Source organism: Brevundimonas sp. (genome assembly GCF_036677305.1).
GTDB lineage: Bacteria > Pseudomonadota > Alphaproteobacteria > Caulobacterales > Caulobacteraceae > Brevundimonas.
The window spans coordinates 1-22,013 of record NZ_JAKFEB010000165.1; the positions used below are offsets into that span (position 1 = coordinate 1).

At 68.4% G+C, this 22,013-nt stretch carries 24 protein-coding genes and 2 tRNA genes; 19 read left to right on the top strand and 7 right to left on the bottom strand.

Features of this window, described 5'->3' with window-relative positions; genetic code table 11:
* Positions 1–339 (bottom strand): ArsR/SmtB family transcription factor (locus V6M42_RS09310; protein ID WP_332678297.1); only part of this gene is annotated, 339 nt, incomplete at its 3' end.
* Between the two features lie 124 nt (positions 340–463).
* Here V6M42_RS09310 and V6M42_RS09315 point away from each other — a divergent pair.
* The 7 genes from V6M42_RS09315 to V6M42_RS09345 all read left to right on the top strand — a co-directional run bounded on the left by V6M42_RS09315 (position 464) and on the right by V6M42_RS09345 (position 7,756).
* On the top strand, positions 464–1,381 hold the full coding sequence (locus V6M42_RS09315; RefSeq protein ID WP_332659602.1) for a nuclear transport factor 2 family protein: 918 nt from the start codon (positions 464–466) through the stop codon (positions 1,379–1,381).
* Between the two features lie 301 nt (positions 1,382–1,682).
* Positions 1,683–2,414: a DNA repair protein RecO gene (gene recO, locus V6M42_RS09320; protein WP_332678298.1), complete on the top strand. Its 732-nt coding sequence runs from the start codon at positions 1,683–1,685 to the stop codon at positions 2,412–2,414.
* Between the two features lie 309 nt (positions 2,415–2,723).
* Entirely contained in the window at positions 2,724–3,299 is a 576-nt protein-coding gene (locus tag V6M42_RS09325; RefSeq protein WP_332678299.1) for a hypothetical protein, read from the top strand.
* Positions 3,300–3,364: 65 nt separating this feature from the next.
* The gene (gene parC, locus V6M42_RS09330; protein ID WP_332678300.1) at positions 3,365–5,566 is read left to right on the top strand and encodes a DNA topoisomerase IV subunit A; all 2,202 of its coding nucleotides are present in this window, start codon (positions 3,365–3,367) and stop codon (positions 5,564–5,566) included.
* Positions 5,567–5,817: 251 nt separating this feature from the next.
* Positions 5,818–6,396 carry a LemA family protein gene (locus tag V6M42_RS09335; RefSeq protein ID WP_332659597.1) on the top strand — a complete coding sequence of 193 codons (579 nt, stop codon included), beginning with the start codon at positions 5,818–5,820 and terminating at the stop codon, positions 6,394–6,396.
* Between the two features lie 12 nt (positions 6,397–6,408).
* A complete protein-coding gene (locus tag V6M42_RS09340) occupies positions 6,409–7,446 on the top strand; it encodes a M48 family metallopeptidase (RefSeq protein WP_332678301.1) in 1,038 nt (345 codons plus the stop codon).
* Positions 7,447–7,462: 16 nt separating this feature from the next.
* Positions 7,463–7,756 carry a DUF6958 family protein gene (locus V6M42_RS09345; protein ID WP_332678302.1) on the top strand — a complete coding sequence of 98 codons (294 nt, stop codon included), beginning with the start codon at positions 7,463–7,465 and terminating at the stop codon, positions 7,754–7,756.
* Here V6M42_RS09345 and V6M42_RS09350 read toward each other — a convergent pair.
* Together V6M42_RS09350 and V6M42_RS09355 are read right to left on the bottom strand one after the other, a co-directional pair.
* Positions 7,743–8,486 carry an arginyltransferase gene (locus V6M42_RS09350; RefSeq protein ID WP_332678303.1) on the bottom strand — a complete coding sequence of 248 codons (744 nt, stop codon included), beginning with the start codon at positions 8,484–8,486 and terminating at the stop codon, positions 7,743–7,745. The genes V6M42_RS09345 and V6M42_RS09350 overlap by 14 nt on opposite strands.
* 123 nt (positions 8,487–8,609) lie before the next feature.
* Positions 8,610–9,512 (bottom strand): flagellar motor protein MotB, encoded by a 903-nt coding sequence (locus tag V6M42_RS09355; protein WP_332659592.1) that lies wholly within the window; start codon positions 9,510–9,512, stop codon positions 8,610–8,612.
* A gap of 117 nt (positions 9,513–9,629) precedes the next feature.
* On the opposite strand from V6M42_RS09355, the gene V6M42_RS09360 reads away from it, so the two are divergent.
* Both V6M42_RS09360 and V6M42_RS09365 read left to right on the top strand, forming a co-directional pair.
* A complete protein-coding gene (locus V6M42_RS09360; protein WP_332659591.1) occupies positions 9,630–10,124 on the top strand; it encodes a flavin reductase family protein in 495 nt (164 codons plus the stop codon).
* Complete coding sequence (locus tag V6M42_RS09365; RefSeq protein ID WP_332678313.1) at positions 10,124–10,993, top strand: NAD(P)-dependent oxidoreductase; 870 nt, start codon at positions 10,124–10,126, stop codon at positions 10,991–10,993. The genes V6M42_RS09360 and V6M42_RS09365 overlap by 1 nt, the downstream gene beginning before the upstream one ends.
* A gap of 151 nt (positions 10,994–11,144) precedes the next feature.
* Here V6M42_RS09365 and V6M42_RS09370 read toward each other — a convergent pair whose 3' ends face one another.
* Positions 11,145–11,978, bottom strand: a complete 834-nt coding sequence (locus V6M42_RS09370; protein ID WP_332678304.1) for a trypsin-like serine peptidase — start codon at positions 11,976–11,978, stop codon at positions 11,145–11,147.
* A gap of 85 nt (positions 11,979–12,063) precedes the next feature.
* On the opposite strand from V6M42_RS09370, the gene V6M42_RS09375 reads away from it, so the two are divergent.
* From V6M42_RS09375 to V6M42_RS09390, 4 genes are all read left to right on the top strand, one after another.
* Positions 12,064–14,241: a S9 family peptidase gene (locus tag V6M42_RS09375; protein ID WP_332678305.1), complete on the top strand. Its 2,178-nt coding sequence runs from the start codon at positions 12,064–12,066 to the stop codon at positions 14,239–14,241.
* Positions 14,242–14,259: 18 nt separating this feature from the next.
* Entirely contained in the window at positions 14,260–14,817 is a 558-nt protein-coding gene (locus V6M42_RS09380) for a GNAT family N-acetyltransferase (protein ID WP_332678306.1), read from the top strand.
* Positions 14,818–14,839: 22 nt separating this feature from the next.
* Positions 14,840–15,181 carry a hypothetical protein gene (locus tag V6M42_RS09385; RefSeq protein ID WP_332678307.1) on the top strand — a complete coding sequence of 114 codons (342 nt, stop codon included), beginning with the start codon at positions 14,840–14,842 and terminating at the stop codon, positions 15,179–15,181.
* A gap of 66 nt (positions 15,182–15,247) precedes the next feature.
* Positions 15,248–16,672, top strand: coding sequence for a hypothetical protein (locus V6M42_RS09390; protein ID WP_332678308.1), 1,425 nt, complete (start codon positions 15,248–15,250; stop codon positions 16,670–16,672).
* 29 nt (positions 16,673–16,701) lie between these two features.
* Here V6M42_RS09390 and V6M42_RS09395 read toward each other — a convergent pair whose 3' ends face one another.
* On the bottom strand, positions 16,702–17,130 hold the full coding sequence (locus tag V6M42_RS09395; RefSeq protein WP_332659585.1) for a response regulator: 429 nt from the start codon (positions 17,128–17,130) through the stop codon (positions 16,702–16,704).
* Positions 17,131–17,384: 254 nt separating this feature from the next.
* Between V6M42_RS09395 and V6M42_RS09400 the strand changes: the two genes are divergently transcribed.
* Together V6M42_RS09400 and V6M42_RS09405 are read left to right on the top strand one after the other, a co-directional pair.
* Positions 17,385–18,044, top strand: a complete 660-nt coding sequence (locus V6M42_RS09400; protein ID WP_332659584.1) for a VIT1/CCC1 transporter family protein — start codon at positions 17,385–17,387, stop codon at positions 18,042–18,044.
* Between the two features lie 88 nt (positions 18,045–18,132).
* Complete coding sequence (locus V6M42_RS09405) at positions 18,133–18,735, top strand: sensor histidine kinase (protein ID WP_332678309.1); 603 nt, start codon at positions 18,133–18,135, stop codon at positions 18,733–18,735.
* 64 nt (positions 18,736–18,799) lie between these two features.
* Here V6M42_RS09405 and V6M42_RS09410 read toward each other — a convergent pair.
* Positions 18,800–18,873 (bottom strand) — tRNA-Gln (locus V6M42_RS09410).
* Positions 18,874–19,029: 156 nt separating this feature from the next.
* On the opposite strand from V6M42_RS09410, the gene V6M42_RS09415 reads away from it, so the two are divergent.
* Positions 19,030–19,106: transfer RNA gene (locus V6M42_RS09415), tRNA-Pro, on the top strand.
* Between the two features lie 53 nt (positions 19,107–19,159).
* Here the strand turns inward: V6M42_RS09415 and ilvC are convergent.
* Positions 19,160–20,176, bottom strand: a complete 1,017-nt coding sequence (gene ilvC / locus V6M42_RS09420) for a ketol-acid reductoisomerase (RefSeq protein WP_332678310.1) — start codon at positions 20,174–20,176, stop codon at positions 19,160–19,162.
* Here ilvC and V6M42_RS09425 point away from each other — a divergent pair.
* The 3 genes from V6M42_RS09425 (at position 20,175) to V6M42_RS09435 (ending at position 21,943) form a co-directional block, all read left to right on the top strand.
* Positions 20,175–20,723 carry a DUF924 family protein gene (locus tag V6M42_RS09425; protein WP_332678311.1) on the top strand — a complete coding sequence of 183 codons (549 nt, stop codon included), beginning with the start codon at positions 20,175–20,177 and terminating at the stop codon, positions 20,721–20,723. The genes ilvC and V6M42_RS09425 overlap by 2 nt on opposite strands.
* 33 nt (positions 20,724–20,756) lie before the next feature.
* Positions 20,757–20,990: a hypothetical protein gene (locus V6M42_RS09430; RefSeq protein WP_332659580.1), complete on the top strand. Its 234-nt coding sequence runs from the start codon at positions 20,757–20,759 to the stop codon at positions 20,988–20,990.
* Between the two features lie 95 nt (positions 20,991–21,085).
* Complete coding sequence (locus V6M42_RS09435) at positions 21,086–21,943, top strand: thymidylate synthase (protein ID WP_332678312.1); 858 nt, start codon at positions 21,086–21,088, stop codon at positions 21,941–21,943.
* Positions 21,944–22,013: the final 70 nt, after the last annotated feature.

Below are 22,013 nucleotides of genomic sequence, written 5' to 3' on the forward strand. Positions count from 1 at the left end.
TGGGCCATCGGGGTCCCCTTTCTGGATTTTCTTGAGATAGGCGTCGAGGCGGTCGAAGCTGGCGTCCCAGTAGCGGCGGTAGTGCTCGATCCACTCGGCGATGCCCTTCATCCCCATCGGTTCGAGGCGGGCAGGGCGCCACTGGGCCTCGCGGCCCCGGCTGATCAGCCCGGCCTTCTCCAGCACCTTCAGATGTTTCGACACGGCCGGCAGGCTCATGTCGAAGGGTTCGGCCAGGTCGTTGACGCTGGCTTCGCCCTCGCACAGCCGCGCCAGGATGGCCCGGCGGGTCGGGTCGGCCAGGGCGGCGAATTTGGCGCTGAGCGGATCGGTCTGCATAAGCCTGCTTCGTATCTAACTGGCAGGTTAAGTGAACCCGTCTGACCTCGTTGTCAACCGTCCGGTTAAATAAAGGACCAACTCCCACGGTGACGGCGCGGGAAAAGCCGGGATAGGGTGCCCCATGTCCCTGATCGCCCTGACCCTCGCCCTCGCCATCCAGACCACCCCGGAGCAGCAGGCCGCCGCTGCGCTGGACGCCATGCACGCCGCCGCCGCCCGCGCCGACTCCGCCGCCTGGGCGGACCGTCTGGCCCCCGGCATGGTCTGGGTCGGCAACGAGACCTCCGAACGCTGGGACCGCCCGGCCTTCCTCGCCTTCGCCGCCCCGGTCTTCGCGCGCGGCGAGGGCTGGACCTATTCGGCCCGCGAGCGGCACGTCACCCTGGCCCCGGACCCCTGCGCCTGCGTCGCCTGGTTCGACGAGGTGCTGGACAGCCAGACCTACGGCACGGCGCGCGGGGAGGGGATGCTGGTCCGCGACGGGAGCGAGTGGCGCGTCCTGCGCTACGCCCTCAGCTATCCGATCCCCAACGATCTCGCCGGCGCGATGACGACCGAAATCAAGGCTTTCGAGGCCGCCAACCCGATCGTGGACGCGCCGGGCGACGGCGTGGACTCGCGTGAGAAGGAGGCCGCCGCCGCGACCCTGAACGCCCTGCACCGCGCCGCTGCGGAAGCGGACGGCGCGACCTATTTCGACCTCTTCACCCCGGACGCGACCTACATCGGCACCGACGTGACCGAGCACTGGTCGGTCGCCGAGTTCCGCGCCTACGCCCAGCCGTACTTCGCGCAGGGCAAGGGCTGGACCTATACGCCGCGCTCGCGCGCCCTGACCCTGGCGCCGCTGGATTGCCGCTGCGTGGTCTGGTTCGACGAGGCTCTCGACAGCCAGTCCTACGGCACCAGCCGCGGCACGGGCGTTCTGGTGCGCGGCGAGGACGGCAAATGGCGCATCGCCCTCTACGCCCTGACCTTCCCGATCCCGAACGCCCTGGCCCGCGACATGACGGCCCGGATCAGGGCGGCGGCGCAGTAGGGACAGCGCCTTCCTGGCGGTGCGCCGGGAGCCGGGTTCATCACCACGAACACAACGGCGCCACAACGAACACAACGGGTTCAGCGAGAGGGTGAGAGCCCGGCCTATCTGGAAACAGACAAGGGCGGCGAAGCCCAATTCTCATAGCGCTTGCATCGAGCGACGCTCCTTCCACGGCCCGGGTCCCGTCGTGTTCGTTGTGAGGCCGTTGTGTTCGTTGTGATGAACCCTGGCCGCCGCAGCCCGCGCCTCCCGAACCGGAACGTATGGCCAACTCCGGCCGGGCCCGCTAACACCGGGCATGGATTTCACCGACGACGCCTTCGTCCTGTCCGCCCGCGCCCACGGCGACACAGGCGTGGTCGTCGAGCTGCTGACCGGGAACCACGGCCGCCGCGCCGCCTATGTCGCCGGCGGGGCCTCGCGCAAGATGAAGCCCTTCCTGCAGGCCGGGGCGCGCGTCACCGCCGACTACCGCGCCCGCACCTCGGACCACCTGGGCTCGGCCCGGCTGGAGCCGGTGGGGGAGGGGCCCAGCGCCCTGTTCGACGATCCGCTGGCCCTGACCGGCCTCGCCGCCGCCGCCGCCGTGGCGCAGGGGTCGCTGCCGGAACGCGAACCCCATCCCGGCGCCTTCCTGGCCTTCGAGGCCCTGATGGGCGCCTTCGCCCTGCCGGACGTCTGGCCCGCCATCTTCGTGCGTTTCGAGGCGGGACTGCTGGAGGATCTCGGCTTCGGCCTCGACCTGTCGCGCTGCGCGGTCAGCGGGACGATGGACGACCTGATCTGGGTCAGCCCCCGCACCGGACGCGCCGTCAGCCGCGAGGCCGGCGCACCCTATGCCGACAAGCTGCTGAAACTGCCGCCGTTCATGCTCGGCGCGCAGGCGGGGCTGGGCGACGGCGACGTCGGCTCGGGCCTCGACCTGACCGGCCATTTCCTCGAGCAGTTCGTCTTCCACCCGCAGAACCGGCCGATTCCGCCCGCCCGCGTGTGGATGGTGGACAAGCTGAGGGAGCAGGGGCGGCTGTAGGGGACCATCCCCCTCCTGCACCGTCATCACCCCCCTCCCGGTTCGTCATCCTCGGGCTTGACCCGAGGATCAGACGTGGGGCCGTGCGGGGTCGTGAGACCGGCCCCACGAATGCGACCGCACGCTCCGCCCCCGAGCACCGGAAGGTCTGATCCTCGGGTCGAGCCCGAGGATGACGGGTCAAGAAGGGCGGGCGTCCCGGCTTTACCTAGCACTGATGCCGCTACTGTTTTCTCGCGAAAACAACGACATGTGCGAAACGACCCGCTGAATCTGCAGCACTGTCTCCGGGCGCCTGATAATGGCGGGATGACCCAGCAAGACCCAAAACCCTACAGCCGCCGTCCCATCGAGGTGTGGGCCGCCGCCCGCGCTGACTACGAAGCCGGCGCCTCGATACGCATCGTCGCCGAACGGCATCAGCTCAACATCCGCACCGTCTCGCGCCACGCGCGGACCGACGGCTGGGAGGCGCCCCGGCTTACCGCGGCGGAGGCCTATGACATGGCCCTGGCAGAACGCGCCTACGATCCGTCCGCCTTCCAGGAGGCGATCGGGGTGGATCGTGTGGCCCGCGAGGAAGAGGAGGCGCTCCTCCTGTGCCCGAACGCCCACGGCCTCTCCCGCTTCGCCTTCCGGCGCGCCGCCGAGTCGGCCGCGCTCGGCGGACCGAACGAGGCCCTCGCGTGGATGCGGTTGGCCGAGGCCACGGCCCGGCTGCGCCGCAGCATCGACGTCGACGTCCGCCCCATGAGCGAGGCCGACTATCGCCGCGTTACCGCTCTGGCGCGCGAGGAAACCGCCGCCGAACTCCACGCGATCATGGCCGCCATGCCCGGGAAGCCGGACGGCGAATTGTCCGAACTGTCCCAAACTGTCCCATGAATTTTCCCGGGACTCGGACAGTTGGCCGCTAGACTTCCTCCCTTGGACAGACGATTCGAAGCCGCATGACCGTTCATACCCCGCCGCCGGAAGGCGGACGCATCGTAGACGAGCCGATGAGCGAGGCGCTGTCGCGCCGCTATCTGGCCTATGCGCTGTCGACCATCACCAACCGCGCCCTGCCGGACGTGCGCGACGGCTTCAAGCCGGTGCACCGGCGCATCATGTACGCCATGCACCAGATGCGGCTGAACCCGCAGGCGGCGGCGCGCAAATGCGCCAAGGTCGTCGGCGAGGTCATGGGCGGCTACCACCCGCACGGCGACGCCTCGATCTACGACGCCCTGGTCCGCCTGGCCCAGGACTTCTCCCAGCGCTATCCGCTGGTCGACGGGCAAGGGAACTTCGGCAACATCGACGGCGATAACGCCGCGGCCATGCGCTACACCGAGTGCAAGCTGACGCCGGCCGCCGTCCTGCTGATGGAGGGCATCGACCAGGACTCGGTGGACTTCAAGGCCACCTATGACGACCAGGACGAGGAGCCGATCGTCCTGCCCGCCGGCTTCCCCAACCTGCTGGCCAACGGCTCGTCGGGCATCGCCGTCGGCATGGCCACCTCGATCCCGCCGCACAACGTCGGCGAGCTGATCGACGCCTGCCATGTGCTGCTGGAGCGACCCGACGCGACCACGGAAGAGCTGGCGACCATCGTCCCGGGTCCGGATTTCCCGACCGGCGGCGTCGCCGTGGAAGGCCACGCCTCCATCCTCGACGCCTATGAGACCGGGCGGGGCGGGGTTCGCCTGCGCGCCCGCTGGGAGACTGAAGACCTCGGCCGCGGCGTCTGGCGCATCATCGTCACCGAGATGCCGTACCAGGTCCAGAAGTCGAAGCTGATCTCCGATCTCGCCGACCTGCTGGAACAGAAGAAGGCCCCGCTGCTGGCCGACGTCCGCGACGAGTCGGCCGAGGACATCCGGCTGGTGCTGGAGCCCAAGTCCCGCACCGTCGAGCCCGAGGTCCTGATGGAGAGCCTGTTCAAGCTCTCCGACCTCGAGATCCGCTTCCCGATCAACATGAACGTGCTGGACGCCACCGGCACGCCGCGCGTCATGGGTCTGAAAGCCTGTCTGCAGGCCTTCCTCGATCACCGCCGCGACGTTCTGGTCCGCCGGGCCCACTGGCGCATCGAGCGCGTCGAGAAGCGGCTGCACCTGCTGGAAGGCCTGCGGATCGTCTTCCTCAACCTCGACGAGGTCATCCGCATCGTCCGCGAGGAGGAACAGCCCAAGGCCGTCCTGATCGCGCGCTTCGGCCTGTCGGAGCTCCAGGCCGACTTCATCCTCGACACCCGTCTGCGCCAGCTGGCGCGGATCGAGGAAATGACGATCGAGAACGAATACAAGGCCCTGTCCGACGAACTTGCGGCGCTGCAGTCGCTGTCGTCCTCGCCGGCCAAACAGTGGAAACAGGTCGGCAAGGACCTGGAGGCCGTGCGCAAGGCGCTGGTCTCGCCGCGCCGCACCACCATCGCCGAGGCGGTCGACACCTCGGCCTACGCCTCGGTCGAGGCCTTCATCCCGCGCGAGGCCATCACCGTCATCCTGTCCGAGCGCGGCTGGATCCGGGCGGCCAAGGGCAAGGTCGAGGATCCGTCCGAACTCAAGTTCAAGGAAGGCGACAGCCTGGCCTTCCTCGTCGCGGGCTATACGACCGACAAGCTGCTGGTGGCGGCGTCGGACGGCCGGATCTTCACCGTCGGCGCCGACAAGCTGGCCTCCGGGCGCGGTCACGGCGAGCCTCTGCGCCTGATGATCGACCTCGACGAAAAGGCCGAGATCGTGAACCTGCTGATGCACCAGCCGGGCGGGAGACTGCTGATCGCCTCGAAGGCCGGCTACGGCTTCATCGCGCCGGAGGACGAGTTGCTGGCCCAGAAGCGCGGCGGCAAACAGGTTCTGAACGGCGAGATGCGCGCCGCCCTGCGCGTCACGGGCGACCACGTCGCGGCCATCGGCGACAACATCAAGGCCCTGATCTTCCCCATCGCCGAACTGCCCGAAATGGGCCGTGGCAAGGGGGTGAAGCTGCAGAACTACAAACAGGGCGGCCTCGCCGACGTCACCGTCTTCGACAGCGCCCACGGCCCGGAATGGGTGGATGGCGGCGCCCGCCGCCGCAACTGGCCCGACTGGAAGGACTGGCTCGGCAAACGGGCCGGGGCAGGGCGCCAGGGCCCGAGGGGGTTGAGGAAATTCAGATAGACCGCACCGCACCGCCCCTCTGCCCGTCATCCTCGGGCTTGACCCGAGGATCAGACGTTGTGCCCGCTGGGTCTCCAGGACGGCCCGCCGGTCGCAGGGCCAATCCTCTGCACCGCGCACCGGTCGATCTGGCCCTCGGGTCAAGCCCGAGGGTGACGGCTGAGAGAGGTGACGCCGATTTCACTATCGAGCGTGACCGTGGCGCCCGATAATCGCTGACGGTCGATCATCGACCGACGCTGGAGACCGCAATGCTGACCACCCTGATCGTCATCGCCGTCATCGTCGCCGTGGTGCTGTTCGTCATCGTCGGCGCCTACAACAAGCTGGTCGCCCTCGATCAGCGCGCAGACCAGTCGTTCGCCGACATCGACGTGCAACTGAAGCAGCGCCAGGACCTGATCCCCAATCTGGTCGAGACCGTGAAGGGCTACGCCACGCACGAGCGCAGCACCCTGGACGCCGTCACCGCCGCCCGCGCGGCCGCCGCCGGCGCCACCTCGATCAATGACAAGGTCCAGGCCGAGAACATGCTGACCGCCTCCCTGGGCCGCCTGTTCGCCGTCGCCGAGGCCTATCCCGACCTCAAGGCCAACACCAACTACCTCGAGCTGCAGCGCGAGCTGTCGGACATCGAGAACAAGCTGGCCGCCGCCCGCCGCTTCTTCAACAACGCCGTCGGCGAGTTCAACGCCGTCCGCCGCCAGTTCCCGACCGTCCTGTTCGCCGGCATGGTCGGCTTCGGCTCCGACAAGCCCTTCTTCGACGTGGGCGAGGGCGAGCGCGCCACGATGACCGCCGCCCCGCCCAAGGTCAGCTTCACGGCGTAAGGGACCGTACTGATGGGCGCCGTCGGGCTCCAGACCCACATCTGGGCGAACAACACCCGTTCGCTCCTGCTGCTGGCCGGCTTCCCCGTGCTGATGGTCTGCATCATCTACGGGGTGCAGCTGATCCTGATGGGTATGGGCTTCCTGCCGGGAACGGGCCGGGGTCTGGGCGACGACATGGCTCTGGCCGCGACCTGGCTGGGGGGAACCATACCCACGGCCCTGGGCATCGCCGCCGTCTGGTTCGCCATCTCCTATTTCGGCAGCCAGACCATGATCGACCTCATGACCGGCGCCCGGAAGGTTGAGAGGAAGTCTGAGCCTGATCTCTACAACCTGCTGGAAAACCTCGCCATCTCGCGCGGCCTGCGCACCCCGACCCTGCGGGTGATCGACAACGACAGCCTCAACGCCTTCGCCACCGGCCTGCACGAGGGCCAGTACAGCGTCACCGTCACCCGCGGCCTCGTGAACACCCTGACCCGCGACGAACTCGAGGCCGTGCTGGCCCATGAGCTCACCCACGTCATCAACAAGGACGTGCGCACCATGGTGATCGCCTCGATCTTCGCGGGCATCATCAGCGTCATCGCCGAACTGGTCTTCCGGGGGCTGATGTATTCGAGCGGCGGCAGCCGGCGCGACGACAACAAGAACGCGGCCCCGCTGGTCCTGATCGGCATCGCCTTCGCCGTCGTCGGCTACGCCCTGGCCATCGTCATCCGCATGATGCTTTCCCGGACCCGCGAGTTTGTCGCCGACGCCGGCGCGGTCGAACTCACCAAGAACCCCGACGCCATGATCTCGGCCCTGCGCAAGGTCGAGGGCCGGTCGTCGGTCAGGGGCCCGGACGAACTGCAGCAGCTGTTCCTCGACAACCAGCCGGACGGCGTCGGCCTCGAAGGGCTGTTCGCCAGCCATCCGCCCATCCAGAAACGGATCGACGCCCTGGTGAAATTCGGGGGAGGGCGGGATCCCGGGCCGTGGAACGGCGAGACCGACGCCCCCGAGCCGTCGCCCTGGGCCGGCGTCTCGGTTCCCAGCACCTGACCGCAGGAGGCATCCCGTGTCGAAGCGAACCATCATGGTCGAGAACGCCGTCAGCCCCGGACGCCAGACCCCGGTGAACGCCGACAAATACGAGGCGATGCGCGACGCCTATCTGCAGGTCCTGCCGTCCGCCGAGCCCGGCGCGACGCCGGCCGAGATCAAGGCGAAGCTGACGCCGCTCCTGCCTCAGGATCTCTTCCCCGGCGGCAGCACGGCGGGCTGGTGGGCGAAATGCGTGCAGCTGGATCTGGAGGCCAAGGGCGTGATCGTCCGTTCGCCCAAATCCCCGGTCCGTCTCAGGAAGCTGTAGGGCCCATCCGCTCCCAGCCCAGCCGGGTCAGCTGTTCCATCGGCTGGAACTCCGCCTTGTAGTCCATCTTGCGCGAGCCCCGGACCCAGTAGCCCAGATAGACGAAGGGCAGGTTCACCGCCGCCGCCTGCCGGACATGATCCAGAATGGCGAACCGGCCCAGGCTGCGGGCTTCCATCTCGGGCTCGAAGAAGCTGTAGACCATCGACAGCCCGTCCCCGAGCAGGTCGGTCAGGCACACCCCTACCAGATCCCCGGGCCCGCCGTCGGGCGAGGGCAGGCGGTACTCGATCAGATGGGTTCGGACGGCGGTATCCTCGACCATGGCGACATAGTCCAGCCAGGTCATGGCGCTCATCCCGCCGCCCGGATGGCGGCCGTTCAGGTAGCGGCGCAGCAGGTCGAACTGCTCGGTCGTCGCCTCGGCCTCGACAAGATCCCGCGACAGGTCGGCGTTGCGCTTCAGCACCCGCCGTTGCGACTTCGAGAAGGCGAACTCGGGCACCGGCAGCCGCACCGAGACGCAGGCGTCGCAGGCCTCGCAGGCGGGGCGGTAGGCGATGTTCTGGCTGCGGCGGAACCCGGCCTGGGTCAGCTCGTCATTGACGTAAGCGCCCTCGCTGAACGGCAGGTTGGCGAACACCTTCCGCTCGGTCTGCCCGGGCAGATAGGGGCAGGGGGCCACCGAGGTCATGTAGAAGCGGAGCTGGCGCTGGGGAACGAAGGTCACGGCCCTACATCCGCACCTGATTTCGCCGACAATTTGGCAGCCCGAACGTCATGCCCTGATTTGCGCCCGCGTCGCCCCGCGGGGCAAGCCCGTTCACCCCACACGCATGTGCGGGGCCGGGCGTCACAGGCTGGTGTCCGTGGGCAGGACCGGCGCCTCGCGCAGCAGCACGATGGCGATCCGGCGGTTGCCGGCCAGGGTCGGATCGTCCGGATACAGCGGATCGGAGCCCGCCTTGCCCGAGACCTGATACACCCGGTCCGGATCGACGCCGGCCGCCTGCAGGATCAGCCGCGAGGCGTTGGCGCGCGCCGATGACAGGGTCCAGTCGTTGGGGCCCGTCGCGCGGCTCGATCCCGGGGCCGCCGAGGTGTGGCCCGTCACGGAAATCCGGTTCGGAAGCTGGGTGATGACCTTCGAGATCGTGCGCAGCAGCAGCTGGGCGCGCGGATTGGGCCGGGCCGAGTTCTGCTCGAACATCGAACGGCCCTCCTGATCAACCAGCTGGATGCGCAGGCCCTCGGGGGTCTGGTCGATGATCAGCTGTTTCGACAGCTCGGACAGTTCGGGCATCGACTGCATGGCCTGGCGCAGGGATTCGGCGGCTGAGGAGAACTCGGCGGCCTCGCGCCGGGCGATTTCCTCCCTCAGGGCCTCTTCGCTGGCCGCGGCGAGGTTCTGGCTCTGCCCGGCCTCGGGCGGGGCGTCCGCGGGCGCTTCGGGAGCCAGTTCGCTGATGACCGACGAGGACCCCGAAGCCTTGGACCCATCGTCGCCGAGCGATGTTCCGCCCAGAATGCCGCCCGATCCGGACGTCGTCTGAGAGACGCTGGCGGGCGCAAAATATTCGGCGATGCCGCGCTTCTGTTCCGGGTCGGTCGTGTTGATCAGCCACATCAACAGGAAGAAGGCCATCATCGCCGTGACGAAGTCGGCATAGGCCACCTTCCACGCACCGCCATGATGGCCGCCGCCGATGACTTTCTTGACCTTCTTGATGAGGATCGGACGATCGCTCATGGACATGGGACGCGGGCCTTGTCAGTCGAACTGACGTCGACGATGGACGCCGCAAGGTTAAGACCGCGTTTCCCATACGGGCCGGACTTGCTCCGACGCTGACCGTCGCCTAGTCGTCAGGGGGTGAGCACGCTCCCGGAAACCACGTTCGACATCCCGGCGTACCGCCGCGCGCTGGGCGGTTTCGCCACCGGCGTCTGCGTGGTGACCGCGCATACAGGGGAGGGGCCCCTCGGGATCACGATCAACTCCTTCACCTCGGTGTCACTGAAGCCTCCGTTGGTGCTGTGGTGCCTGGACCGCGATTCGGACCGGCACAACGCCTTCGCATCCGCCGACCGTTTCGCCGTCCATATGCTGCCTGCCGAGGACCGGGAGATGTCGGACCGCTTCGCCTGGGGCGTCTGCCGGCTGTCGTCCGACGAGTTCGACAGCTCCAGCGCCGAGCCGCCGCGCCTGAAGAACGCCCTCACGCGACTGGACTGCCTGGCGACGGAGCGAATCGTCATGGGCGATCATCTGACCATCGTCGGCGCGGTCCGGAGTTTCGAAACAGCGCCCGGGCCGGCGCTTGTCTACTATCGCGGCCGTTACGGCGTCGCTCCGGAGCCTGAATGATGAAGATCGGTTTCGCCGGCCTGGGCGTCATGGGCGGGCCGATGGCGCGGCATCTTGTTCAGGCAGGACATGAGGTCGCCGGTTTCAACCGCAGCGCCGACAAGGCGCGGGACTGGGCGCAAGCCAGCGGCGGCCGGTTCGCCGCGACGGTCGCCGGGGCCGCGGCGGGCGCGGACCTGTTTATCCTGTGCGTGGGCAATGACGACGACGTACGGCAGGTCGTGACCGAGGCGTTGCCGCATCTGAACGCCGGCGCAATCATCGTCGATCACACGACCACCTCGGCCAGGGTCGCTCGCGAAATGTCGGTGCTCGCGGCCGGACGAGGCTGCGCCTTCATCGATGCGCCGGTGTCCGGCGGGCAGGCGGGGGCCGAGAACGGACAGCTCAGCGTCATGGCGGGCGGCGACGCGGGCGCGCTGGCGAAGGCCGGGCCCGCGATCATGGCCTATTCGAAGGCCGTCCAACACATGGGGCCGTCGGGCGCGGGCCAACTGACCAAGATGGTCAACCAGATCGCCATCGCCGGGGTCGTCCAGGGGCTGGCCGAGGCGGTCCATTTCGCCGAGGTCGCCGGCCTCGACACGGACGCGGTCTATGAGGCCATTTCGAAGGGCGCGGCCCAGTCGTGGCAGATGGACAACCGTTGGAAGACGATGGCCGAAGGCCGGTTCGACTTCGGCTTCGCCGTCGACTGGATGCGCAAGGATCTGGGTCTGGTGCTGGACGAGGCGCAAAGCAACGGCGCCCGTCTGGAGCTCACGGCCCTGGTCGATCAATTCTATTCCGAAGTGCAGTCCATGGGGGGGGCGCGATGGGACACGTCGAGCCTGGCGGCGAGGCTCCAGGCCCGCAACCGCCGCGACTGAGCCTTCCGCGCATCCGCTCGCGGTCGTTCTGGCGCGCGAAGGGCCACAGCTGCTTCGCGTGACCAATCCGAGGCGATCCCGGCCTGATCCGCATCAGGCATTTCGCATAATATATCTTATGCGCAAAACGAATCCAGCGCCAGGCGCCGCCCTACGGCCCTTCTGACACCCGTTCCGCGGCGTCCAGCAAGGCGATCGCCTCTCGCACATAGTTGGCGTGAGCGACCAGGCCGATGCCCAGCGGTTCGTCACCCGGACGAACCTCGGACGTAAGGACGCCGGCGATGAACGGATGGCCGGGCTGAACCGTCCCGGGCAGCTTGCGCGCCGCCGGCGTCCAAAAGACCGGGCCGCCGGAATTCCCGGGAAAAACCGGGAAATCAAGAAGGAAGACCGGAAAGCTGTCTATAGGCGTCAAGGGCCATGACCCGACGCGGCCGACGCGCAGGATCGGAAAGCCCGCCGTATTGGAGGCGTATCCGCGCGGAAAGCCGAGGGTGAAGAGCTCGTCGCCCGGCCCGACCTGCCAGGCGTCCAGCGTATTCCGGTCGGCGAGCCAGGCCAGAGGTATGGCGGCGCGGGCGAAGACCGGGGGCGCGGACACCTCCATCACGGCGATGTCCCGGTCCGGATGTTTTACCCAGACCGGCTCGCCCGCCTCGTCGCGGATGCGGAGCGGCTCGGGGGCGAAACGCCATCCCCCTCCCGGGACCTCCACCCGCCAGCCGATCCTCGCCTCCGGCGCGCTCATGCCCGACACCACATGGTGGGCGGTGACCAATACGGTCCTGGGCTCCCCGTCCGGACGCGGAGCGTCAATCAGAAAGGCGGTCCCCACGCGGCGCGTGCCGTCGCCGTTCATCTGGTCGATCTGCACTGTCGCGCTGATCAGTCCGACCGTGAGATCCCACGATGGAAGGGACAGGCCGGCGGCGGGCGGCGGCTCCTGAACGGGTTCTGGCGGCGTCTGAAGATCGAACATCATTCCCCTGGCGGGTCAGCGGCATTTGTTCATTTGACGGCGGGTCGCCCGCGCGCACAAGGTCCGCGATCAAATCAGGGGGCCTTCCATGAACCGCCGCGACCTGCTCGCCACGTCCGCCGCCGCGCTGGCCGCGAGCGCCCTTCCCGTCTCAGCCCGCACGCCCGGAGCCCCGATGCCGCAGAACCGTCCCGTCCCGCCCGTGGCGAAGAAGATCCCCGTGACGATCGAACAGCTGGGGCGCGTGCGCACCGACGACTACCAGTGGATGAAGGACGACAACTGGCAGGCGGTCCTGCGTGACCCGACGCTGATCAAGGCGGATGTGAAGGAGCATCTGCTGGCCGAGAACGCCTATCGCGAGGCGATGATGGCCTCGACCCTGCCGCTGCAGGCGGCGATGTTCGAGGAGATGAAGGGGCGCATCAAGGAGGCCGACAGTTCGGTCCCCTCGCCCGACGGCGCCTGGGAGTATTTCGTCGAGTACCGGACGGGGGATCAGCACCCCCGGTACATGCGCAAGCCCCGATCGGGCGGCGAGGCGCAGATGTTGCTGGACGCCAATGCACTCGCCGAAGGCAAGGCCTATTCCGAGGTTTCGGCGGCGGATCACAGCCCCGACCACGCCCTGTTCGCCTACGCCGAGGACGCGCAGGGGTCCGAGGTGCACCATATCTACGTCAAGGATCTGGCGACCGGCGCGGTGCTGCCGGACCCGATCGGCTCCGCCACCGGCGACTTCACCTTCTCGCCCGACAGCCAGTGGATCTTCTGGACCAATCGCGACGACAACGGCCGGCCCGACAAGATCTTCCGGCGCCCCGTGCGCGGCGGCGAGACCAGCCTCGTCTACGAGGAAACCGACGACGGCATGTTCATCAGCGTGAGCCGCACGGCCGACGACGCCTTCATCCTGATCTCCATCGCCAATCAGGAGACCTCGGAAGCCCGGGTGATCCCGGCCGCGACGCCGACCGCTACGCCGGTCGTGCTGGAGCCGCGCCAGGTCGGACGGCTGTACGAACCCGACCACTGGGGCGACCGCTGGGTGATCCGCACCAACGCCGACGACTCCATCGACTTCAAGATCGTCGAGGCCCCGACCGCCTCGCCGGCCAGGGCCAACTGGACCGATCTGGTCGCCCATGCGCCGGGTCGTTTCATCGAGGGCGTGGCCCTGGTGAAGGACTACATCGGCCGTCAGGAGCGGGCCGACGCCAATACCAAGATCGTCATCCGCGACCGCGCCGGCGCCGAGCACGAGATCGCCGTGGACGAGCCCGCCTACTCCCTGTCGCTGGCCGGGGCGTCGGAGTTCGACACCACGACCATGCGATACGGCTACAACTCGCCGTCCACGCCGACCTCGACCTATGACTACGACCTGGCGACGCGGGAGCGGACCCTGCGCAAGGTCCAGGAGGTCCCGTCCGGCCATGATCCCGCCGACTATGTGGTCGAGCGGCTGAACGCCCCCGCCCCCGACGGCGAGCTGGTGCCGGTGACGGTGCTGCGCCGCAAGTCGACGCCGGGCGACGGCTCGGCGCCGCTGCTGCTGTACGGCTATGGCTCCTACGGCAATCCGATCCCGGCCAGCTTCTCGACCAACCGGCTGTCGCTCGTGGACCGCGGCTGGATCTACGCCATCGCCCATATCCGCGGCGGTTCCGACAAGGGCTGGAACTGGTTCCTGACCGCCCGGCGGATGACCAAGAAGAACACCTTCACCGACTTCATCGCCGCGGCCGAACACCTGATCTCGCGCAACTACGCCAGGGCCGGGAACATCGTGGCCGAGGGCCGCTCGGCCGGCGGCATGCTGATGGGGGCGATCAACAACATGCGGCCCGACCTGTGGGCCGGCGTCATCGGCGGCGTGCCCTTCGTCGACGTGATCAACACCATGAGCGACACCAGCCTGCCGCTGACGCCGCCTGAATGGCCCGAATGGGGCAATCCGATCGAGGACCCCGAGGCCTACGACTATATGATGAGCTACAGCCCCTACGACCAGGTCGGGGCGCTCCCCTACCCTGCGGTCCTGGCCACGGGCGGCCTGTCGGATCCGCGCGTGACCTATTGGGAGCCCGAGAAATGGGTCGCCAGGCTGCGGCCGGCGACGACCTCGGGCAAGCCGATCCTGCTCAAGATCAACATGGAGGCGGGCCACGCGGGCTCTTCGGGCCGGTTCGACTATCTGAAGGAGGTCGCCCACGACTACGCCTTCGCGGTCTGGGCCATCGAGAAGGGCTGGGAGCGGACCTGATCCGCCTGCGCGACGACCATGACGCCCCTCCTCCGCGACGCAGACGAAGGCGACCTCGCCGCTATCGCCGCCCTGTACGGCCGTGAGGTCGTCGGCGGCACGGCGACCTTCGAGACCACCCCGCCCACGCTGGCGGAGATGACGGACCGGTTCGAGGCGGTCAGGCGTCACGGCCTGCCCTGGCTGGTCGCCGAGGTGGACGGCCGGTTCGCCGGCTATGCCTACGCCTCTCCCTTCAGGCCGCGGCCGGCCTATCGATATGGCGTCGAAGGTTCGATCTATGTCGAGGAGAACGCGCGCGGCAGCGGGGTCGGCCGGTGCTTGCTGATCGCCCTGGTCGACCACGCCCGGGCGATGGGGCTGCGGCACGTCATCGGCGCGATCAGCGACAGCGAAACCAGCGCCGCGTCCATCGCTCTGCACCGGTCGTTGGGCTTCCGGGAGGCGGGCGTCTACCGCCAGGTCGGATGGAAGTTCGAGCGCTGGCTGGACGTCACCCTGATGCAGCTCGACATGAATCCGGACGGCGGACCGCCACAGGCGCCCGGACTGGACCTGACGGGCGGCCTCGCTTGAGCCCCCGGGCGATCGCGCCTAGATGAGGACCGTGCGAAGCCTGAACCTCATCCTGATGCTGCTGGGCGGCCTGTCGGTCCTGCTGCTGGGCGCCGTTCCGGCTTCGGCGACGGCAGGAGACGCGGCGCCGTGTCATGAGGCCGTCGCGACCCCGCAATCGCACCCTGAGGCCCCGGACTCTCCCGCGGAGCCCGAAAAGCCCATGACCGCCATGGCATGCTGCGTCTCCTGCGTCGTCGCGCCGGCGTTGCAGCCGCCGGAGCGCGACATGGCCTTCCATCCCGGGGCTCCCGCCGTTTCTGTCCCGGCCGCCCTCCCGGTGGGGCTGTCGCCCACGCCTGAACATGGTCCGCCCAAGGCCTGATCGCGTCCCGTCTTCACGGCGTCGCTCCGGCGGCGCGCGATCTTCCATGCTGTTCAGGAGGCCTTGATGGCTGTCCGTCTTCCCGCGTTCCTTACGGGCGCATCCTTGCTCGCGCTGGCCCTGCCCGCCGCCGCGCAGGACCACGCCCATCACCCTGCCCCGCCGGTCGCGGCGCCCGCGCCCCGGACCCCGCCCGCCGATCCTCATGCAGGACATGCCGCGCCGCAGGCCCATGTTCACACCCCCGGCATGGTCATGCCCCCTGCGCAGACGCCGGCCCCTGATCCCCACGCCGGACATGACATGGCGGCGATGGAGCACCCGATGACCAGCGCGCTCGGTCCCTGGCCGATGACGCGCGACGCCTCCGGCACCAGCTGGCAGCCCGACCTGTCGGAGCATGGCGGCGTTCACGCCCGTAGCGGCGACTGGTCCCTGATGGGCCATGCCCAGCTGAACCTCGTCCATGACTGGCAGAACGGACCGCGCGGCGACGAGAAGACCTTCGTCAGCGGCATGATCATGGGGGCCGCCCGGCGTGATTTCGCCGATGGCTCGACCCTCAACCTGCGCGCCATGCTGAGCCCCGAGCCCTTCATGGGCAAGGACGGCTTCCCCCTGCTGCTGGCCGCCGGCGAGACGGCGGATGGGGTCACGCCCCTGGTTGATCGCCAGCACCCTCACGAACTGGTCATGGAGCTGTCGGCGTCCTATGCGCGCCGCCTGGGCGAGAAGGACAGCGTCTTCGCCTACGTCGGCCTGCCCGGCGAGCCCGCCTTCGGGCCGCCGGCCTTCATGCATCGCATGAGCGCCATGGACAGTCCGGAGGCTCCGATCACGCACCACTGGCTGGACTCGACGCACATCGTCTTCGGCGTCGCGACCCTGGGCTGGGTCCATGACGCATTCAAGCTCGAGGCCTCGTCGTTCCGCGGCCGTGAACCCGATGAGAATCGCTACGACATCGAGACGCCCGAACTGGACAGCTGGGCGGTCCGGGCATCCTGGAATCCGTCGGCCGAATGGTCGCTGCAGGCTTCCTGGGCCGACGTGACCGGCCCGGAGCAGCTGGAGCCCGACGAGAACGAGACGAAATTGTCCGCCAGTGCGATCCACGCGCGACGCATCGGCCCCGACGGCTGGTGGTCTTCGACCCTGGCCTGGGGCCGAAAGACCAATGACCACGACGAATCCAAGGACGCCTGGCTGGCGGAGACGGCCTTTACTCCGGACGGGCTGTGGACCGTGTTCGCGCGGGCCGAGCGCATCGAAACCGACGAATTGATCGCGGGACCGGGCGGCGGCCACGGCGCCCTCTACACCGTTTCCAAGGCGTCCGTCGGCGCGGTTCGGGACTGGCGGGTGGCGGAGAACGTCCGCTTCGGCCTGGGGGCGCTCTACAGCGTCAACAGCGTGCCGGACGGGCTGGAGCCGTCATACGGCGGCGACCCGGACGGGGGCATGGTCTTCGTCCGCCTCAAGATCGACTGACCGCGAGCAGCGCCGCACGGGCCACGGGGTCAGTGCGGCGCGATGTCGGCGGGCGGCGTGGTCAGCCAGGGCGCCAGACGGAACCGGCGCGGCGCCTCTCCCAGGGTCCGCTGCTGGATGAACTGGCGCGCAAACACCACGACGGCCTGGATCGTGGCTTCGTCGAACGGCTTGGACACGGCTCCGAGGGCCCCGGCGAAACCCTCCGGAATCTGTTCGGGGTTGGCGGTCAGGAAGACGACGGCGCAGCCGAACTCGCTGACCACGCGCTGGGCGATCTGCGGCCCCGTCAGACCATCCAGCAGGTTGACGTCGATCAGGGCCAGGTCGGGCCGTTCGCGCTCGGCGATGGCGAAGGCGCCGGCCTTGTCCATGGCGCAGCCGACCACGTCGCAGCCGGATTCGCCGAGTACGAGCTCCAGCTCCATCGCGAGCAGGGCCTGGTCTTCGACGATCATGACCCTGAGGTCCGGCGGATTCGACACACAACACCCCCACGCAAACCGACCGCAGTACACCATTGTGTCGGTTAGCGGACAGTCGAACGCGCGATTAGCGAATTGGTTCGGCCCGGCGGCGAAAATCCGGTGTTTTTCAACGCCAAGCGCGCGTGATTGCCGCTAACCGGACCCGGCGGTCCCTCGGTTGTCGACCCGATAGGCCGCGGCGGCCGGGCTGGGCACAGTGGCGCTTTCGTCAGGAGGCGTCGCGGATGGCCATCCTCACCCGTTCCTCCGGCCGCGTGCTCGAGCCGATCGACCGCGTGTCCGAGGTCCTGTTCGGCCTGATCATGGTGCTGACCTTCACCGGCTCGCTCAGCGTGGTCGACGCGGGTCGGGACGATGTGCGCGCCATGCTGATCGGCGCGCTGGGTTGCAACCTGGCCTGGGCGATCATCGACGCCATCCTCTATCTCATGTTCAGCGGGGCCGAGAACAACCGGGGCCTGGCGACCCTCCGCGCCGTGCGCGAGACAACGGATCCGCAGCGGGCCGGGCGGCTCGTCGCGGAGGCCCTGCCCCGGGTGCTGGCCGACAGCCTTCTGCCGGCCGATCTCGAATCGATCCGCGCGCGCGTGGCGGCGCTTCCGGAGCTTCCGGCCCGGGCGCGGCTCGGTCTGGACGATCTGCGCGGCGCGGGCGGCGTCTTCCTGCTGGTCTTCCTCTCGACCTTCCCGGTCACCATCCCCTTCATGGTCATGGAGAGCGTCGAACCGGCCATGCGCGTGTCCAACGCCGTCGCCATCGGCCTGCTGTTCCTGACGGGATACGCCTTCGGGCGGATCACCGGCCGGCGGCCCTTGTGGGCGGGGTTGGCGATGGTGCTGCTGGGGGCCGCCCTGGTCGGGTTGACGATCGCCCTGGGCGGCTGAAATCGCCGCGCGGGTCAGTCCGCGCCATTGGCTAACCGGTCCGGTTGAGCTAGGAAAATCCGGTGTTTTTCCAATGCCCGGGGGCGCAATGGCCGCAACAGCCGAAGACCGCGTCGTCGAACTTCAGCGACGTCTTCTGGGCGGCTACCAGCTGTTGCAGACCCTCGTCGGGATCCGACTGCGCAGCGTGACCGACCCGGAGAGCGTGCGCCATCTGGCCTGGCTCAGCGACGTCACGGCGGCGATGGAACTGATCAGCCGACGCATGACGGCCGACGGCCCGCTGGATTTCGCCGGCTATCTGGATGACGTCGCGACCTTCTGGACCCGGGCCTGCGAGAGCCGATCGGTGCGAATCGATGTCCGCGGCCAGGCGGCCCTGCTGCCGGACAGCCATCTGCTGCCGCTGGCCATCATCACCCATGAGCTGATTTCCAACGCCTGCCGCCACGCCTTCCCGGGCGAGCGCCGCGGGTCCATCGCGGTCGCCTTCTCGCGCGCCGTCGGCGGGGTCAGCCTGGTCGTCCGGGATTCGGGCGTCGGGGCGGAGGCGCTGATCCCCGGCGAGGGTCTGTCGCTGGTCCAGGGACTGGTCGAACACCTCGGCGGCTCGATGAACATCGAAACGGCGCCCGAGGCCGGGGTCGGCGTACGCATTCGCCTGCCCCTGGACACGACCGCGGCGCACTAGGCTCCGGCATGCGCCTGCGTCAGTCCTGGACGCCGGCATGCCGCAAAGTCAGAGGAAGGACGGATGGCTGGGGAACTAGGACTCGAACCTAGAATGACGGTACCAAAAACCGGAGTGTTACCATTACACCATTCCCCAGCAGGTCCGGCGCATCCGGGGCCGAAGCGCCGGAAGGCGGTCGAGATACGCGAAGGCCGCGGACGATGCAAGAACCGGTTTCGAGACTATTTTCATCGACCGCGAAACGGCGCTTGCGGGCGTGAAAACCCGTGGCTATAAGCCCCCTCCTCAAGTCGGAGTGTGGCTCAGCCTGGTAGAGCACTGCGTTCGGGACGCAGGGGTCGGAGGTTCGAATCCTCTCACTCCGACCATCTTTCCCCGGAAAGAACAGAGACAGCCCTTCGGGGCCCCGAGGTTCCCCGCCTCAATCCCCCGCCTTCGCCGCCACAGCGTTCAGATGCGCGCCCACGGCCTCGATCGTGCGTTCGCCCAGCGCCTTGCGCCGGGCCAGCAGGTCGGGCGAGCCGGCATAATAGTCGGCCATCAGCCGTTTCACGAACGAACCTGAGCGGACTTCCGACAGAACCTCGTCCATGGCGGCGCGCGACGGCTCGCCGATGATGCGGGGGCCGGTCAGATAGGCGCCGTACTCGGCCGTGTTGGAGATCTTGCCGAACGCCCCGGCGATGCCGCGCTCGAACATCAGGTCGGTGACCAGCTTGACCTCGTAGAAGCATTCGAACCAGGCCACCTCGGGCGGATAGCCGGCGTCGACCAGCTTCATGAAGGCGGCGTCGATCAGTTCGCCGACCCCGCCGCACAGCACCACCTGCTCGCCGAACAGGTCGCTTTCGCATTCGGCGGCGAAAGTCGTTTCCAGAATGCCCTTGCGGCCGCAGCCCAGGGCGGCGGCGTAGGACAGGCCGAGCGCATGGGCGCCGCCGGTGGCGTCCTGATGCACGCCGAACAGGGCGAAGACCCCCTGCCCTTCGACATAGAGATCGCGGATGCGCGGCCCGATGCCCTTGGGCGAGGCCAGGATGACATCCAGATCGGCGCGCGGCCGGACCAGTCCGAACCGGACCGACAGGCCGTGGGCGAAGATCAGGGCCGCGCCGGGCTTCATCGCCGGAGCCAGTTCGTTCGCCCACAGATCGCGGTGGGCCTCGTCCGAGACCATGACGGCGACCACGTCGGCGTCCGCGGCGGCTTCGCCGGCGGTCATGACCGGAAAGCCGTCGGCCTCGGCCCTGGCGCGGGTGGCCGAGCCGGTCTTGAGGCCGATGACGATGTCGGCCACGCCGGAATCGCGCAGGTTCAGCGCATGGGTGCGGCCCTGACTGCCGTAGCCGATCACGGCGACCCGCTTGCCGCGGACGATCGACAGATCGCAGTCGCGGTCATGGAACACGGGCAGCGGCGTGGCTATTTGATCGGTCATGAACACACAGATAGCGCCATCGGACGTCGTCGGCTTCTGGAAAGAGGCCGGGCCGAAGAAGTGGTTCGCCAAGGACGACGCCTTCGACGCCCTGTTCCGCCAGAGGTTCGAGACGGCGCATTTCATGGCGGCCCGGCGCGAGCTGGATCACTGGGCGGAGACGCCGGAGGGATTGCTGGCGCTGCTGATCCTGCTGGACCAGTTTCCGAGGAACGGGTTCCGGGGCACGGGGCACGCCTTCGCCACCGATCCGCTGGCGCGGCATTTCGCGGTCATGGCGCTGGACGCCGGACAGGATCGGCTGGTCGAGAACGATCTGCGCCGCTTCTTCTACCTGCCGCTGCAGCACGCCGAGGACATGGCCATGCAGGACCGGCAGGTGGTTCTGTTCCAGGCCATGGACCGGCCCGCCAACGACCGCTGGGCCGAGCATCATCACGAGGTCATCGCGAGGTTCGGCCGTTTCCCCCACCGGAACCGTGCGCTCGGCCGGGAGACGACGCCGGACGAGCAGGCGTTTCTGGATCAGGACGGATTCCGGGGCTGACGGCGGATGCATCGCTGCCGGGAATGCGAGACCGTGCTCCAGGAGGGCCGCAACTGGCACGCCTCGTATGCGGCGCGCACCTATCGCCACTGCATGGACTGCGCCCGCGCCTATTCGCGAAGGCGCTATGGCCTGATCCAGCCGGGGGTGAAGCGACGCAAGCCCGTCGGAGCCGGCTCCGGCAAGCCGATCACGGTCAAGCGCGACTGGGCGGTCAAGAACCGCGCCCAGCTGGCGCAGGCGCGGCGGGACCGGACGCGGGACTGATCGGCCCACAAGGTCGGCTTTGATACCCACAACCTGCATCAAGTCGTCTTCAAAGAGGTTGGACTGAGGAGGTGATTCGGGGGTCAACTCTCCTCATGAACGCCCAGGTCCTTCTCGCAGACGTCCACGCCCGCTCCGGCGCCGTCGCGTCCGACCATCCCGAGTGGCAATACCTCAACCTGCTGCGCGACATCCTCGACAACGGGGCGCAACGCGACGACCGGACGGGCACCGGGACGCTGGGCGTCTTCGGGCGGCAGATGCGGTTCGATCTGGCCAAGGGCTTTCCGGTCCTGACGACAAAAAAGCTGCACCTGCGGTCGATCATCGTCGAACTGCTGTGGTTCCTGCGCGGCGAGACCAACATCGGCTGGCTCAAGGACAACGGCGTCAGCATCTGGAACGAATGGGCCGACGCCGAGGGCGAGCTGGGTCCCGTCTACGGCAAGCAGTGGCGCTCGTGGGCCGCGCCCGACGGCCGGGTGATCGACCAGATCACCAAGCTGGTCGAAGGCCTGAAGACCAATCCCAACAGCCGCCGCCACATCGTTTCGGCGTGGAACCCGGCCGACGTCGACGACATGGCCCTGCCGCCCTGCCACTGCCTGTTCCAGTTCTTCGTCGCCGACGGCAAGCTGAGCTGCCAGCTGTACCAGCGCAGCGCCGACGTGTTTCTGGGCGTGCCGTTCAACATCGCCTCCTACGCCCTGCTGACCATGATGGTGGCGCAGGTGTGCGGGCTGAAGCCCGGCGAGTTCGTCCACACCTTCGGCGACGCCCACCTGTATCTGAACCACGTCGAACAGGCCGAGCTGCAGTTGAGCCGCGAGCCCCTGCCCGCCCCGACCATGACCATCACGCCGCGCGACGACCTGTTCGCCTACCGGCTGGAGGACTTCGTGCTCGAGGGCTACGAGCCCTGGCCGCACATCAAGGCGCCGGTCGCGATCTGATGTCCCTCGACCTCAAGGGTCTGCAGGCCGACGTCCTGCGCATCTCCGACATCTACGCCGCCGAGCACGG

Bases quoted from the DNA above. Each gene is read 5' to 3' on its own strand.
- V6M42_RS09315 (WP_332659602.1), top strand. From the start codon at position 464: ATGTCCCTGATCGCCCTGACCCTCGCCCTCGCCATCCAGACCACCCCG.
- recO (WP_332678298.1), top strand. From the start codon at position 1,683: ATGGATTTCACCGACGACGCCTTCGTCCTGTCCGCCCGCGCCCACGGC.
- V6M42_RS09325 (WP_332678299.1), top strand. From the start codon at position 2,724: ATGACCCAGCAAGACCCAAAACCCTACAGCCGCCGTCCCATCGAGGTG.
- parC (WP_332678300.1), top strand. From the start codon at position 3,365: ATGACCGTTCATACCCCGCCGCCGGAAGGCGGACGCATCGTAGACGAG.
- V6M42_RS09335 (WP_332659597.1), top strand. From the start codon at position 5,818: ATGCTGACCACCCTGATCGTCATCGCCGTCATCGTCGCCGTGGTGCTG.
- V6M42_RS09340 (WP_332678301.1), top strand. From the start codon at position 6,409: ATGGGCGCCGTCGGGCTCCAGACCCACATCTGGGCGAACAACACCCGT.
- V6M42_RS09355 (WP_332659592.1), bottom strand. From the start codon at position 9,512: ATGTCCATGAGCGATCGTCCGATCCTCATCAAGAAGGTCAAGAAAGTC.
- V6M42_RS09365 (WP_332678313.1), top strand. From the start codon at position 10,124: ATGAAGATCGGTTTCGCCGGCCTGGGCGTCATGGGCGGGCCGATGGCG.
- V6M42_RS09370 (WP_332678304.1), bottom strand. From the start codon at position 11,978: ATGATGTTCGATCTTCAGACGCCGCCAGAACCCGTTCAGGAGCCGCCG.
- V6M42_RS09375 (WP_332678305.1), top strand. From the start codon at position 12,064: ATGAACCGCCGCGACCTGCTCGCCACGTCCGCCGCCGCGCTGGCCGCG.
- V6M42_RS09380 (WP_332678306.1), top strand. From the start codon at position 14,260: ATGACGCCCCTCCTCCGCGACGCAGACGAAGGCGACCTCGCCGCTATC.
- V6M42_RS09385 (WP_332678307.1), top strand. From the start codon at position 14,840: ATGAGGACCGTGCGAAGCCTGAACCTCATCCTGATGCTGCTGGGCGGC.
- V6M42_RS09390 (WP_332678308.1), top strand. From the start codon at position 15,248: ATGGCTGTCCGTCTTCCCGCGTTCCTTACGGGCGCATCCTTGCTCGCG.
- V6M42_RS09395 (WP_332659585.1), bottom strand. From the start codon at position 17,130: ATGATCGTCGAAGACCAGGCCCTGCTCGCGATGGAGCTGGAGCTCGTA.
- V6M42_RS09400 (WP_332659584.1), top strand. From the start codon at position 17,385: ATGGCCATCCTCACCCGTTCCTCCGGCCGCGTGCTCGAGCCGATCGAC.
- V6M42_RS09405 (WP_332678309.1), top strand. From the start codon at position 18,133: ATGGCCGCAACAGCCGAAGACCGCGTCGTCGAACTTCAGCGACGTCTT.
- V6M42_RS09425 (WP_332678311.1), top strand. From the start codon at position 20,175: ATGAACACACAGATAGCGCCATCGGACGTCGTCGGCTTCTGGAAAGAG.
- ilvC (WP_332678310.1), bottom strand. From the start codon at position 20,176: ATGACCGATCAAATAGCCACGCCGCTGCCCGTGTTCCATGACCGCGAC.
- V6M42_RS09435 (WP_332678312.1), top strand. From the start codon at position 21,086: ATGAACGCCCAGGTCCTTCTCGCAGACGTCCACGCCCGCTCCGGCGCC.